The 12,712-nt window shown below is 45.7% G+C and carries 15 protein-coding genes, 4 tRNA genes, 1 pseudogene and 1 other annotated feature; of the genes and pseudogenes, 16 read left to right on the top strand and 4 right to left on the bottom strand.

The window, feature by feature from the left end; genetic code table 11:
• Positions 1 to 127: 127 nt before the first annotated feature.
• On the top strand, positions 128 to 571 hold the full coding sequence (locus D2962_RS16025) for a Mini-ribonuclease 3 (protein WP_120765924.1): 444 nt from the start codon (positions 128 to 130) through the stop codon (positions 569 to 571).
• 376 nt (positions 572 to 947) lie between these two features.
• Here the strand turns inward: D2962_RS16025 and D2962_RS16020 are convergent, their stop codons facing one another.
• Together D2962_RS16020 and thyX are read right to left on the bottom strand one after the other, a co-directional pair.
• Entirely contained in the window at positions 948 to 1,862 is a 915-nt protein-coding gene (locus tag D2962_RS16020) for an FAD-dependent thymidylate synthase (RefSeq protein WP_425456636.1), read from the bottom strand.
• Positions 1,844 to 2,120, bottom strand: a pseudogene (gene thyX / locus D2962_RS19755) (FAD-dependent thymidylate synthase); the annotation flags it as partial. The gene D2962_RS16020 and the pseudogene thyX, both read right to left, overlap by 19 nt.
• A gap of 104 nt (positions 2,121 to 2,224) precedes the next feature.
• On the opposite strand from thyX, the gene rlmB reads away from it, so the two are divergent.
• The 15 genes from rlmB to rplL all read left to right on the top strand — a co-directional run bounded on the left by rlmB (position 2,225) and on the right by rplL (position 9,756).
• On the top strand, positions 2,225 to 2,986 hold the full coding sequence (gene rlmB / locus D2962_RS16015) for a 23S rRNA (guanosine(2251)-2'-O)-methyltransferase RlmB (protein WP_281273699.1): 762 nt from the start codon (positions 2,225 to 2,227) through the stop codon (positions 2,984 to 2,986).
• Positions 2,970 to 3,494 carry an NYN domain-containing protein gene (locus D2962_RS16010; protein WP_120765922.1) on the top strand — a complete coding sequence of 175 codons (525 nt, stop codon included), beginning with the start codon at positions 2,970 to 2,972 and terminating at the stop codon, positions 3,492 to 3,494. Before rlmB ends, D2962_RS16010 begins: the two co-directional genes overlap by 17 nt.
• Positions 3,495 to 3,663: 169 nt before the next feature.
• Complete coding sequence (gene sigH / locus D2962_RS16005; RefSeq protein ID WP_120765921.1) at positions 3,664 to 4,311, top strand: RNA polymerase sporulation sigma factor SigH; 648 nt, start codon at positions 3,664 to 3,666, stop codon at positions 4,309 to 4,311.
• Positions 4,312 to 4,371: 60 nt separating this feature from the next.
• Positions 4,372 to 4,457 (top strand) — tRNA-Tyr (locus D2962_RS16000).
• 110 nt (positions 4,458 to 4,567) lie between these two features.
• Positions 4,568 to 4,644: transfer RNA gene (locus D2962_RS15995), tRNA-Gly, on the top strand.
• A 104-nt stretch (positions 4,645 to 4,748) separates the two neighbouring features.
• Positions 4,749 to 4,825: transfer RNA gene (locus D2962_RS15990), tRNA-Met, on the top strand.
• A gap of 2 nt (positions 4,826 to 4,827) precedes the next feature.
• A tRNA-Thr gene (locus D2962_RS15985) sits at positions 4,828 to 4,903 on the top strand.
• 96 nt (positions 4,904 to 4,999) lie between these two features.
• Entirely contained in the window at positions 5,000 to 6,205 is a 1,206-nt protein-coding gene (tuf, locus tag D2962_RS15980) for an elongation factor Tu (protein ID WP_122013879.1), read from the top strand.
• Between the two features lie 140 nt (positions 6,206 to 6,345).
• Positions 6,346 to 6,495: a 50S ribosomal protein L33 gene (gene rpmG / locus D2962_RS15975; RefSeq protein ID WP_120767355.1), complete on the top strand. Its 150-nt coding sequence runs from the start codon at positions 6,346 to 6,348 to the stop codon at positions 6,493 to 6,495.
• Between the two features lie 24 nt (positions 6,496 to 6,519).
• The gene (secE, locus tag D2962_RS15970; RefSeq protein ID WP_120767354.1) at positions 6,520 to 6,726 is read left to right on the top strand and encodes a preprotein translocase subunit SecE; all 207 of its coding nucleotides are present in this window, start codon (positions 6,520 to 6,522) and stop codon (positions 6,724 to 6,726) included.
• Between the two features lie 114 nt (positions 6,727 to 6,840).
• On the top strand, positions 6,841 to 7,368 hold the full coding sequence (nusG, locus tag D2962_RS15965) for a transcription termination/antitermination protein NusG (protein WP_120767353.1): 528 nt from the start codon (positions 6,841 to 6,843) through the stop codon (positions 7,366 to 7,368).
• A 27-nt stretch (positions 7,369 to 7,395) separates the two neighbouring features.
• Positions 7,396 to 7,818 (top strand): 50S ribosomal protein L11, encoded by a 423-nt coding sequence (gene rplK / locus D2962_RS15960; protein WP_120767352.1) that lies wholly within the window; start codon positions 7,396 to 7,398, stop codon positions 7,816 to 7,818.
• A 54-nt stretch (positions 7,819 to 7,872) separates the two neighbouring features.
• Positions 7,873 to 8,574 carry a 50S ribosomal protein L1 gene (rplA, locus tag D2962_RS15955; RefSeq protein ID WP_120767351.1) on the top strand — a complete coding sequence of 234 codons (702 nt, stop codon included), beginning with the start codon at positions 7,873 to 7,875 and terminating at the stop codon, positions 8,572 to 8,574.
• Between the two features lie 10 nt (positions 8,575 to 8,584).
• Positions 8,585 to 8,763 (top strand) — a sequence feature (ribosomal protein L10 leader region).
• 21 nt (positions 8,764 to 8,784) lie between these two features.
• Positions 8,785 to 9,303 (top strand): 50S ribosomal protein L10, encoded by a 519-nt coding sequence (gene rplJ / locus D2962_RS15950; protein WP_120767350.1) that lies wholly within the window; start codon positions 8,785 to 8,787, stop codon positions 9,301 to 9,303.
• 75 nt (positions 9,304 to 9,378) lie between these two features.
• Entirely contained in the window at positions 9,379 to 9,756 is a 378-nt protein-coding gene (rplL, locus tag D2962_RS15945) for a 50S ribosomal protein L7/L12 (protein WP_120767349.1), read from the top strand.
• Positions 9,757 to 9,863: 107 nt separating this feature from the next.
• Here the strand turns inward: rplL and D2962_RS15940 are convergent, their stop codons facing one another.
• Positions 9,864 to 11,213 carry a sigma-54-dependent transcriptional regulator gene (locus D2962_RS15940; RefSeq protein WP_120767348.1) on the bottom strand — a complete coding sequence of 450 codons (1,350 nt, stop codon included), beginning with the start codon at positions 11,211 to 11,213 and terminating at the stop codon, positions 9,864 to 9,866.
• A gap of 217 nt (positions 11,214 to 11,430) precedes the next feature.
• Positions 11,431 to 12,621: an NRAMP family divalent metal transporter gene (locus tag D2962_RS15935; protein WP_222927590.1), complete on the bottom strand. Its 1,191-nt coding sequence runs from the start codon at positions 12,619 to 12,621 to the stop codon at positions 11,431 to 11,433.
• Between the last annotated feature and the right edge of the window lie 91 nt (positions 12,622 to 12,712).

The following is a 12,712-nucleotide window of genomic DNA, read 5'->3' as shown; positions in this document are numbered from 1 at the left end:
CATAGAAACCTTGGGAAGTGAGTCAGAGAACCGTCAACTGACTCATATGGGAAGTGAGTCAGAGAACCGTCACCTGACTCACACCATTCATCACACAAAAATAGAAATTAAGTGGAGTGAACTGAAGATGAATAATGATGGTGAAATACCCGGAAGCAAGCCTGTCGATGCGGCTTCTCTCTCCTCGCTGGCGCTGGCCTTTGTGGGGGATGCAGTATTCAACCTGTTTGTGAGGACTATGCTGGTGGGCAGCGGCAAGAAGGTGAGGGATCTCCACCGGGATTCCATAAAGTTTGTGAAAGCCTCGGCTCAGGCAGATATATTGAGAAAGATAGAGGGGTATCTTACCGACATAGAGAAAAATATCGTGAGAGTTGCCCGCAATACAAAAGTGAACACGGTGCCGAAAAATGCGGATATCATGGATTATCACTACAGTACCGGATTCGAGGCTCTGCTGGGGTACCTGTACCTGACAGGTCAGAATGAAAGGCTCAATAAGATACTGATGGCATCGTTCAAACTTTTGTCTTCCCCCATATCAGATGCCGGAGGCCGGATAACAGATTAAGTAGGGATTTACAAATCTTGATTCTGGCGTAAAAAGTCGCTTTCGGTGGTTGTGACGGCCTGGCACCTGATCCTTTCAGAGGTCGGAGGCCAGAAGTCGGAAGTCGGAATTGAAGGATTTGCCTTTTCGGCAAATCCAACTTAATCTGACCTCCAATATCCGGCTTCCGAATGTGCATGCCGGCCCTGTTCCACTCGTTTCGAGCTTAAGAACGTCTTTGGCTTCACTCTACGGTGCCTTTGGCCGTCACGAACCACCATCGACGTGTTTTTACACCACAACCAATCTTAAATTCGTTGAATTCCCACTTGTGACTTCCGGCCTGGCGATATGATCTCCGATTTCCGACTTGCGGCCTCAGTTTATGCCCGACCTCTCACCTCTGACCTCTGGCCTCCGGCCGCTGAGCGGGATACCTTCCGCAGCTAAATTTACCCTCCGGGCAGAAGCCCGTGGCTTCACAGGGAGCTCCCGCCTTTTCAAAAAGGCCGGGGGCTATTTTTTTAACTTCCGCCAGCATGAGATTCGCCAGGTGCCTTATCTCGCTCTGGGCTCTCCTGCAGCAGCGCAGGTGAAAGAAATTATAGAGGCTCCGTACATTCATGGTCATCACCAGCCTGGTCTGGGTGCCCATGGGCAGGATATACCTGGCATCTTCCTGCTCTACACCCATTTTAACAAGCTCCAGATAATTTTTCTTGCAGGATTCCAGCCCATTTATGTATGTAAGGACTGCTTCAGGATTTTTTGCAATGCTTTCAGGGAGGGTGGAGTAGTAGCGGCCGTCGATGTAACTTTCTGCTGCTTTAAGAAAGGCTTTATAAAAATCCCGGGATTTTTGACAAAGAGCTGTTAATTTTTCTCGACAGAAGTTTTGAGAGGCAAAATCCAGATTTTCATATATAAAAAGGCAAAAATTTACCGCATCTTCATTTTTTATTAATATTTTTTCTGCTTCGGGAGTAATATTAAAAGAGGACTTGTTTAAAACGGCATCAAAATTTCTGGGGAAGGCTATTGATAAATCCGGACCTTCTTCTAGAATTCCTGCGCCGTCAAATATTCCACGGAAATATGGTGAAAGAAGGTTTTTAGAGATTTTTTCGAGGGAAAGTCCCTTTATATTGTGCTTTTCCATCGACTCCGTAAAGAATCTGCTTTTTTGACCGCAGGAGTTCCAGGCAAAAGCAAGACCTTCAAGGTATGCCAGATGGCGGGATTCATTTTCTTCCTCTTCCCGGGGGTCGGCTATTTCGCTCTTGAAGGGGTTGTTATATCTGAGGCTTTGCACCGAATACGAGGCTATGCGGTGGCGGGTAAGCTGGGCGAGCAGTGTTCGGCTCACTCCGTCCACAGCGAAGGTAAAACTTACATGTTCTGTGGGAGACATGTGCCCCATATCCATCAATTTTTTGATAAAAGAAGATGCTTTTTCTTCGGAAAGATTTTCCATAATTTCAGATGCGCTGATATTGGAATAACACAGGCGGGCAGCGGCCGCCACGGTTTTTTCCGGTTCGGGTGTATGAGTCAAAATAGTTACTTTCATAGAGAACCTCCTTGACTTTTTTGGAAAATTAAAATATTATTGGTACAAACTCTTTTTATGATTATAACATAAGTTTAATAGCAGGTGATGAAAAATTTCAAGGAGTGATCCATATTCGAAAAGATCAGATTGAGGGCCGCAATGCCGTAATGGAAGCCATCCTTGCAGGAAGGCCCATATATAAAATTTATTTAAAAAAGGGGGAACGACACGGCGTCATTTTCAGGATAATGGAACTGGCCAGGGAAAAGGGCATTCCGCTTCAGGAGGTTGATGCTGATGCCTTTTATGCCATGGTGAGGACTTCAGGCCATCAGGGAATATGCGCCGCTGTTTCGCCGAGAGAATATGTGGAAGTGGATGATATTTTAAATCATGCTGACAGTTTAAAGGAAGACCCTTTTATAATGGTTTTAAATGAGCTTACTGACCCTCAGAACTTTGGCAGCATCATCCGCACGGCTGACTGCTTTGGGGTCCATGGAATAATTATATCTAAAAACAGGGCCTGCGGGATAACCCCTTCCGTGGTTAAAGTATCGGCAGGAGCAGCCGAATACATGAAAATTGCACGGGTAACTAATATCGCTTCTACCCTTGAAGACCTGAAAAACAAGGGTCTGTGGGTGATGGGTGCCGATGCGGAGGGTAGAGACTGCTTTGATGTTGATTTGACGGGGCCCATTGCTCTTGTTATTGGCGGCGAGGATAAAGGTCTGGGCAGACTCATCCGGGAAAAGTGTGATATGCTTATCCGCATACCCATGAAAGGCCATATCGGTTCGCTGAATGCCGCTGTAGCCGCGTCTATACTGGGATATGACATCATAAGACAGAGGTTATCAAAAAATGCCGGGAAATCATGAAGAATACCTCCTGGTTGATGGTTATAACATCATCAATGCGTGGCCGGAACTCGACGAAGCAAAAAATACCAGCCTCGAAGCCGCCAGGGAAAAGCTTCTGGATATAATGGCCGATTATGCCGGACATACGGGTGTTGAGGTCATAGTGGTGTTTGATGCCCACCAGGTTGAAAAAAGCCGGCGTGTACAATATGTAAAAAATGGAGTACAGGTGGTTTTTACAAAGGAGGGGGAAACGGCAGACCATTATATAGAGAAAATGGCAGATCTCCTGGGCCGGCAGGAAAAAGTCAGGGTGGCCACCTCCGATTGGATTGAACAACAGATAGTCATGGGTCGGGGTGCTATACGCATCTCTGCCAGGGATTTGTATAGAGAAGTAAAGGATATTGTCGACAAACGGCGGGCCAGGGAGAAAAAAGACAAAAACGAGAAACAGACCATTGGCGACCGGGTGGATCCCAGGATATGGGAAATTATAGAGAAAAACATGAGGCAGAATGGGTAATATCGCAATACCACAAGCTTGACTACATTTTGCATAATGAGCTATAATAGGTTAGGGGACACACCTCCTTTTCAAGGGTATTCCTATGGGGTAGGCGGAGGAATGCATAATGAGATATAATTAGTGAAGAGCTCTTGTTGGTTTTTAATATTATATGGGGGCGATTGTATTGAATGTCGGGCTTCCGAAAGAGGATTTTGCATGCTTCGAAGACATGCTGGACGAAGAGGTGGTATGTGAAGCCATTAATGGCAGTCATGAAGCGCTGGAATATCTTATCAACAAGTATAAGAATTTTGTAAAATCTAAAGCCAGGTCTTATTTTTTGATTGGTGCGGACAGGGAAGACATAATTCAGGAGGGCATGATAGGACTGTACAAGGCAATAAGGGATTTTAACCCCGAGAAACTTTCCTCATTCAGGGCCTTTGCGGAATTGTGTATTACCAGACAGATAATAACGGCCATAAAGACCGCGACCCGTCAAAAGCACATTCCATTAAATTCGTATGTTTCTTTGAATAAACCCATATATGACGAAGATTCCGACAGAACGCTGCTGGATATTCTTTCTGGAGTCAAGATTTCGGACCCCGAAGAGCTCATCATAAGCAGGGAGGAGTTTGAGGATATCGAAGGCAAGATGGGGCAAATCCTGAGCAAGCTTGAGTGGCAGGTTTTGATGTCTTACCTCGGCGGCAAATCCTATCAAGAGATTGCAAAAGACCTGAAAAGGCATGTCAAATCCATAGACAACGCCCTGCAGAGGGTAAAGAGAAAACTTGAGAAATATCTGGAGGTAAGAGAAGTAAATTGATATAAAAACATAATTTGCTATTGACCAAAGCCTTTTTTCCCTTTATAATATAAAAGGTGTGGAGAGATTCCCGAGCTGGCCAAAGGGGGCAGACTGTAAATCTGCTGGCGATGCCTTCGGTGGTTCGAATCCACCTCTCTCCACCAACTAATGAGATGTGAGAAGTGCGGTGTGAGATGTGGGATTAGAAAGAATTTGGTTCCGGTAAATTCCAGCGAATCACACCTCCAACCTCCCACATCACACCTCACAATGTGCGGGAATAGCTCAGCTGGCTAGAGCGTCAGCCTTCCAAGCTGAATGTCGCGGGTTCGAATCCCGTTTCCCGCTCCATTGAGAAGTTCGAAGTGAGATGTGCGTAGTGGGAAGTGAAAAATTTGCCTTCGGCAAATTTACTTAGTCACACCTCAAACCTCACACATCACACTTCATAACAACGCGGGGTGGAGCAGTCTGGTAGCTCGTCGGGCTCATAACCCGGAGGCCGCTGGTTCAAATCCAGCCCCCGCCACCAGTGCCCACGTAGCTCAGTTGGCAGAGCGTCGCCTTGGTAAGGCGGAGGTCACCGGTTCAATCCCGGTCGTGGGCTCCATTTTTAAAGCAGAGATATTTGAAAATTTTATTTTATTTGGTTATAATATGGACGAGTTATTACGTTTTATATTTTTACATATCAAGGAGGATAAAAATGGCAAAGCAAAAATATGAAAGGACAAAACCCCATGTAAACATTGGAACCATAGGTCACGTAGACCATGGCAAAACCACCCTCACAGCAGCCATCACAAAAGTGCTGGCCAACAGCGGGCTATCGGACTTCGTACCCTTTGACCAGATAGACAAAGCCCCCGAAGAAAGGGAGCGCGGAATCACCATAGCCACAGCCCACGTAGAATACCAGACCGAAAAGAGGCACTACGCCCACGTAGACTGCCCGGGCCACGCCGACTACGTAAAGAACATGATAACAGGAGCCGCCCAGATGGACGGAGCCATACTGGTAGTATCCGCCGCCGACGGCCCCATGCCCCAGACAAGAGAACACATCCTTCTGGCAAGACAGGTAGGCGTGCCCTACATCGTAGTATTTTTAAACAAAATAGACATGGTAGATGACCCAGAACTCCTGGAACTGGTAGAAATGGAAATAAGAGAACTTCTGTCATCCTACGAATTTCCGGGAGACGACATACCCATCGTGCCCGGCTCCGCATTAAAAGCACTGGAATGCGGCTGCGGCAAGAGGGAATGCGAATGGTGCGGCAAGATATGGAACCTCATGGACGCAGTAGACAGCTACATTCCCACTCCCGAACGTGACACAGAAAAACCGTTCCTCATGCCCATAGAAGACGTATTCACCATCACCGGCCGCGGCACCGTAGTAACCGGCAGAGTAGAGAGAGGGACACTCAAAGTAGGAGACGAAGTAGAAATAGTAGGTCTTGCCCCCGAAAAGAAAAAGACCGTAGTCACCGGCGTAGAAATGTTCAGGAAACTACTGGATTCAGCAGTGGCGGGAGACAACATTGGAGCCCTGCTCCGCGGCATAGACAGAGACGAAGTGGAAAGAGGCATGGTCATATCCAAGCCCGGCAGCATCCATCCCCACACCCACTTCAAAGGGCAGGTATACGTCTTAAAGAAAGAAGAAGGCGGCAGGCACACACCCTTCTTCAACGGCTACAGGCCCCAGTTCTACTTCAGGACCACCGACGTCACCGGAGTCATCACCCTGCCTGAAGGCACCGAGATGGTAATGCCCGGAGACAACATAGTCATGGACATCCAGTTGATTTCACCCATAGCCATAGAGGAAGGCCTGAGGTTTGCCATCAGGGAAGGCGGCAGGACAGTAGGAGCCGGTGTTGTTACGGAGATTATCGATAAATAGTGAAAAGAAGGGGAATCGAAAGATTCCCCTTAAATTTATGCTCTTTATTGACAATAAACAGGAATTATGATAAATTGATTTAAGTGACTATAAAGGAAAAATCCTTGCACTTATAGAAGATTAAGTATGGAGGTGTGCACATGAGGGTCAATATAGTGTTGGCATGTACAGAATGCAAGCAGAGGAACTATTTCACCCAGAAGAACAAGAAAAATGACCCTGACCGTCTGGAAATGAACAAATACTGCAAACACTGTGGAAAACATACACTGCACAAAGAGACAAAATAAGCTTTAGGGGGATGTGAGGTTTACATGGTAGCTGCAGGAGAGAGCTTTATTAAAAAAACCGAGAAGTTTTTCAGAGAAGTAAGGTCCGAACTCAAGAAAGTTACATGGCCCACGAAAAATGACCTTACCACATATACTATTGTGGTTCTGGTATCGGTTGTAATTGTCAGCGGCATTATATGGATTGCTGATACTATCCTTTATAAGTTGCTATCATTAATTCTCCGATAAAGGAGGTTGTTTCGAAGTTCGACGTTCGAAATTCGATTAAGTTGAAATTTTGCCCGGCAAAATTTCTTCTGATTCGAACCTCTAAGCTTCGAACTTCGAATCTCGAGAAGAAGTATGTCATCGAAAAACTGGTATGTAGTCCATACGTATTCCGGATATGAAAATAAAGTAAAGGCTAACCTGGAAAAGAGAGTGGAGTCCATGGGAATGCAGGACAAGATATTCAGGGTCCTGGTCCCCATGGAAGAAGAGCTGGAAATCAAAAATGGAAAGAAAAAAGTTACTCAGCGCAAGGTGTTTCCGGGTTATGTCCTGGTAGAGATGATTGTTACCGATGATTCCTGGTATGTGGTAAGAAACACGCCGGGAGTAACAGGCTTTGTCGGGGCAGGAACCAAACCCATCCCCCTTCAGGAATCGGAAGCAAGGAACATATTAAAGCAGATGGGCATAGAGGAACCGAAGCCAAAGATAGATATTGCCGTAAACCAGAATGTCAAGGTTACATCAGGGCCTTTCGAAAACTTTGCCGGCAAGGTGGTAGAAGTCAATCCCGAGAGGCAAAAGGTGAAGGTTTTGATATCTATGTTTGGCAGGGAAACACCCATTGAACTTGAATTCAACCAAATAGAAAAGTTATAACATTAAGAAGTTACAGGAGGTGTAAAAATGGCTAAAAAAGTTATTTCTATGGTAAAGCTGCAGATACCGGCCGGCAAGGCGACGCCAGCTCCTCCCGTAGGTCCCGCTCTGGGTCCCACAGGGATAAATATAATGAATTTCTGTAAGGAATTCAATGAAAAGACCGCTTCTCAGGCAGGGCTTATCATTCCCGTAGAACTGACCGTTTATCAGGACAGGTCCTTTACTTTTGTGCTGAAGACGCCGCCGGCAGCCGTGCTCTTGAAAAAGGCTGCAGGTATTGAAAAGGGTTCCGGTGAGCCCAACAAAAACAAGGTAGCAAAAGTTACCAAAAAGGATATAAAGGAAATAGCCGAGCTTAAAATGGCGGATTTAAATGCCAACAGCCTGGAAGCCGCCATGAGGATGATTGAAGGTACTGCCCGCAGCATGGGCATTACAGTAGAATAAGTTTTTAAAAAGTGGGAGGATTTTTCCGCTAAAACCACAAGGAGGTAAAATATTATGCCAAAACATGGTAAAAGTTATCTTGAAGCTGCGAAGCTTGTAGACAGGACTAAACTTTATGATCCCAAAGAAGCCATAGAATTGGTAGAAAAAACAGCCACCAAAAAATTCGACGAAACCATAGAAGTTTCGGTGCGCCTTGGTGTTGACCCCAGACATGCAGACCAGCAGGTCAGGGGCGTTGTGACCCTTCCTCACGGCACAGGTAAAACGGTAAGGGTGCTGGTGTTCGCCAAAGCCGACAAAGCGAAGGAGGCCGAGGAAGCCGGAGCCGATTACGTAGGCGCCGAAGATTTGATTGCCAAAATAGAAGGCGGTTTCCTGGATTTTGATGTAGCTGTGGCCACTCCCGATATGATGGGTGCCGTAGGTAAGTTGGGAAGAGTGCTGGGTCCCAAAGGCCTCATGCCAAACCCCAAGGCAGGCACGGTTACCTTTGATGTGGGCAAAGCAGTCAAAGAAATAAAAGCCGGAAAGATCGAATACAGGGTTGATAAAACAAGTATTGTTCATGCTCCCATAGGAAAAAAATCTTTCGGCCCCGAAAAACTGCTGGATAACTTCAGAACCCTCATGGAGGCTATTATAAAGGCAAAGCCCGCTGCGGCCAAAGGCCAGTATATAAAGAGCGTGGTTATATCCAGCACCATGGGACCGGGAATCAAGATAAATCCAGCAAAACTGGTGGAGACAAAATAAATTTTGCTTAATTTCATACACACATTCGCTGCAGACAGCAGGTGCCTGATGGCTTAATATCCTGCCGAGGCGGAAAGGTAAGTAAGGTTTTTAGCCGAAGCAAGAGCTTATGGACTTAAAACTGGTGTCTTGAAAATGCTGAGAACAGGACCTTTCTGTAAAACTGCAGGGAGGTCCTGTCATTTATTTGGATTCAAGGGAGGTGAAATAGTGGCTGTAAAACCGGAAAAAGTTAAGGCTGTAGAAGAATTAAGGGATAAGTTCAGCCGTTCCAAAGCTGCCATTTTGACAGATTACAGGGGCTTGAATGTAGCCGATATTACGGAGCTGCGTAAAAAGCTCCGGGAGCAGGGTGTGGAATTCAAAGTTGTAAAGAATACTCTAACCCGCATAGCCATAAAAGATTTTGATTATAATTTGGATGAATTCCTGGAAGGCCCCACGGCTGTGGCTTTCAGCTATGCAGATCCGGTAGCGCCGGCAAAGGTTATCGTAGACTTTGCCAAGACCCACAAGGAACTTGAAATCAAGGCCGGTTTGGTAGAGGGTAAAGTCGGCGACAAGGATATGGTGGAAAGCCTGGCCAAGATGCCGCCGAGGGAGGAACTGCTGGCAAAAGCGGTAGGTTCCATCCAGGCGCCTCTTTACGGCATTGTGAGCGTGCTGCAGGGTCCGCTGCGCAATCTGGTATACACCCTGCAGGCTATACAGGACAAAAAAGCGTCATGACATATCTGTTGCGGGCGGTATAGCTGCCCGACCAAAAATGAAACAAAATGAGAAAATATGAGGAGGAATTTTTAAATGACAAAAGAAGAAATCATTTCCGCTATTGAGAACATGACAGTACTTGAACTGGCCGATCTGGTAAAGGAACTTCAGGATAAATTCGGAGTTACCGCCGCAGCTCCTGTGGCCGTAGCTGCGGGACCGGCCGCCGGTGCTGCTCCTGCCGAAGCCGCACCCGAGCAGACCGAATTTGACGTGATTCTGGCCGCTGCCGGTGCAGAAAAGATCAAGGTTATCAAGGTCGTAAGAGAAATTACAGGCCTTGGCCTCAAGGAAGCCAAAGACCTGGTAGACGGCGCTCCGAAGCCTGTGAAGGAAAAGGTCAGCAAGGAAGAGGCAGAGCAGATAAAAGCAAAGCTCACCGAAGTCGGCGCCACTGTAGAAGTAAAATAAGAAAATCTTTATTCCTAACACTCGGGATTTACCCCGAGTGTTTTATTAAGTCTGAAAAACACCAAAAAGGGCCCTTTTTTAATCTGGCGGAATGGTTTTTTGTGGAATTAAAGGGATTTCTCAAAATATTTTTTTATCCGGCGCTGCAGTGCAAATCGGCTAATCCCCAGCAGTTCTGCGGCTTTTGATATATTCCAGTGAGTTGCGTCAAGAGCTGTGGCAATATACTGTTTTTCGAGTTCTTCCAATGGAATGAACCTTTCTATTTCATCGGGAATCTGAGGTGTTATATATTTTCCTTTAGTCAATTCCTGGGGCAATTCTCTTTCTGTTATCCTTAAACCCCTGGCCAGAATAAAAGCCCTTTCCACTATATTCTTAAGCTCCCGGACATTGCCGGGCCAAGAGTAATTTGTGAGCAGCTTGAGGGCCTTTTCGGAAAATCCGCAGATATTTTTGTTAAAATGACGGTTATATACCCGCCTGTAATAATCCAGCAGCAGTGGAATATCGTCCGGCCTTTCCCTTAAGGGAGGTATTTTTACTTGGACCACATTCAGCCTGTAGTAAAGGTCGCTCCGGAAGTTGTTTTTTTCTATTTCTTCCTTGAGATTTTTGTTGGTGGCGGCTATTATTCTGACATCCAGGGGGATGTTGACAAGGCCTCCAACGCGTCGAATTGATCTATCCTCAAGGAATCTCAACAGCTTCGCCTGGAGATCGGGAGGCAGTTCGCCAATTTCGTCAAGAAAAAAAGTTCCCTTATCGGCCAGCTCCAGAAGCCCCTTTTTTCTTGCGGACGCTCCGGTGAACGCATTTTTTTCATGACCGAAAAGCTCGCTTTCAAAGAGGTTGGATGGTATAGCGCTGCAATTTAAGGTGATAAATGGTTCCGATGCCCTGGAACTTTTTTTGTGAATCAAACCGGCGATGAGTTCCTTGCCGGTTCCTGTTTCACCGATAATGAGGACGCTGGAGTCTACTCTAGCTATAGAGTCAAGTCTTGCAAGAATATCAAGCATAGAGGGATCTTTTGTTATAAATTCGCTTTTCTCACTTCTTTGCCTGAGGATTTCGTTTTCATGTTTTAGGGACCTCTCTTTTAAAGCCCTTTTTATTGAAATTTCAAGTTCATTTGTGTCAAAAGGCTTTACCAGATAGTCTACAGCACCCCTCTTTACGGCTTCCACCGCTGTTTTTGTCTCCCCGAAAGCCGTTATCATAATAACTATGATGCTTTCATCGAATTCTTTTATTTCTGAAAGAACGGCAAGACCATCCATATCGGGAAGGCGGAGGTCAAGCACCACTACATCTGGTAAAAAGGTTCGAAGTCGGGAAAGCCCTTCTTTTGCCGAAAAGTCTATATTGACCTTATAACCTGCAATTTCCAGAGATAGCTTTAATGCGCTGCATATGGTAGACTCATCATCTATTATGAGAATTTTATAGCTCATAAAAATCACCTTAGTATCATAATTCGACGAAAAAAGCTTATATCCTTTTTTACAAGATTTTGTGATTATTAGTACAGACGCTATAAAATGGATGTTCTATGAGGAAGGCCCTCTTTTTCTTTTCTTTAAAAATACATGTGAAAAAATAGGCTGACCTAATATGATTTTAGGTCAGCCCATTTACGAATTATCCAGTTTAATTTCACCAGACTTTTAACTATTTGAAGAGCTGATTGATACCTGATAACGAACTGATTCCGCCATACAGCGTCAGTATGAAGACCAGTATACCAAGGACGATTAACAGTGTTGGATGATGATAATCACCCACTATCTTTTTATTCCTGCAGGCCAGGAGCATGGAACCCAGAGTGAGCGGGAGGATTAAACCGTTTATGGCTCCTGCTAGTATCAAGAGGGTTACAGGTTTTCCTACCAGTATAAAGAACAGTGTACAAAAGACTATAAAACCTATAATGAATTTAGAAAAGTGTTCTTCTACCGGTTTGAAAAAGGTTTTTATAAAAGAAAGGGAAGTGAAAGAACAGCCAACGACGGAGGTGGCGGCAGCCGACCAGAGCACCAGGCCAAAAATCTTGTAACCCACCGTGCCTGCCACATTTAAAAAGGGTGTTGCGGCCGGATTTACCGGATCAAATTTAATACCCTTCAAGGCTATTCCCAGAGCGCCAAAAAAGAGTGCGTATCTCATTATGCCCGCCACCAGAATTCCCAGAGTGGCGCTTTTGGTGGCTTCTCCCACCGCTGCGCCGCCTTTCATATTGCCTTCGATCAGCCTGTGACCCCCGGCAAATGTGATGTACCCGCCCACCGATCCACCTATGAGCGTTATCATGGGCAGAAATTCAAATTTGCTCGGGGCAAAGGTCTGAACTGCCGCCTGAGCCAGTGGAGGGTGCGCTGCCGCGGCCACATAAACGGCCAGCAGGATCATCAAAACGCCCAGGATCTGGGCGAACCTGTCCATGGCGTTTCCGATTTCTTTCGATAAGAATATTAGTATGCAGATGATGCCGGAAATGGCGGCACCTACGCGGGCGTCAATACCGAAAAGGGTATTCAAGCCCATGCCGGTTCCGGCAATATTTCCTATATTGAAAGCAATTCCCCCTATCATGACAATGAGCGATATGAAATAGCCGAGGCCCGGCAGGACATCATTTGCTATTTCCTGACCGCGCTTGCCCGCAGCCACAATAATGCGCCATATGTTTATCTGGACTATAATGTCTACTATAATTGTGATGAGTATTATTGCACTAAAGCTGGCCAGATATTTCTGAGTAAACACGGCGGTCTGTGTTAAAAAACCCGGGCCTATGGCCGATGTGGCCATGAGAAAAGCTGCACCTACCAGCATACTTAATGAATACGGCTTTTTTTCCAAATTCAACTCCTCCTTTGTTTTTAAAGTTGTCATATACTCACCCCTTATTGTTTTTTGATTACGATTTTATATGCAAATTTTATTCCAAATA

This window comes from Biomaibacter acetigenes (assembly GCF_003691585.1).
GTDB classification, from domain to species: domain Bacteria; phylum Bacillota; class Thermosediminibacteria; order Thermosediminibacterales; family Tepidanaerobacteraceae; genus Biomaibacter; species Biomaibacter acetigenes.
This window is presented reverse-complemented; position numbering and strand designations above follow the sequence as displayed.

What these genes read in the sequence shown, in the direction of transcription:
- tuf (WP_122013879.1), top strand. Translation starts at nt 5,000, where the DNA reads ATGGCAAAGCAAAAATATGAAAGGACAAAACCCCATGTAAACATTGGA.
- rplK (WP_120767352.1), top strand. Translation starts at nt 7,396, where the DNA reads ATGGCTAAAAAAGTTATTTCTATGGTAAAGCTGCAGATACCGGCCGGC.
- D2962_RS16025 (WP_120765924.1), top strand. Translation starts at nt 128, where the DNA reads ATGAATAATGATGGTGAAATACCCGGAAGCAAGCCTGTCGATGCGGCT.
- D2962_RS15940 (WP_120767348.1), bottom strand. Translation starts at nt 11,213, where the DNA reads ATGAGCTATAAAATTCTCATAATAGATGATGAGTCTACCATATGCAGC.
- D2962_RS16010 (WP_120765922.1), top strand. Translation starts at nt 2,970, where the DNA reads ATGCCGGGAAATCATGAAGAATACCTCCTGGTTGATGGTTATAACATC.
- nusG (WP_120767353.1), top strand. Translation starts at nt 6,841, where the DNA reads ATGTCATCGAAAAACTGGTATGTAGTCCATACGTATTCCGGATATGAA.
- rpmG (WP_120767355.1), top strand. Translation starts at nt 6,346, where the DNA reads ATGAGGGTCAATATAGTGTTGGCATGTACAGAATGCAAGCAGAGGAAC.
- rplA (WP_120767351.1), top strand. Translation starts at nt 7,873, where the DNA reads ATGCCAAAACATGGTAAAAGTTATCTTGAAGCTGCGAAGCTTGTAGAC.
- secE (WP_120767354.1), top strand. Translation starts at nt 6,520, where the DNA reads ATGGTAGCTGCAGGAGAGAGCTTTATTAAAAAAACCGAGAAGTTTTTC.
- rplL (WP_120767349.1), top strand. Translation starts at nt 9,379, where the DNA reads ATGACAAAAGAAGAAATCATTTCCGCTATTGAGAACATGACAGTACTT.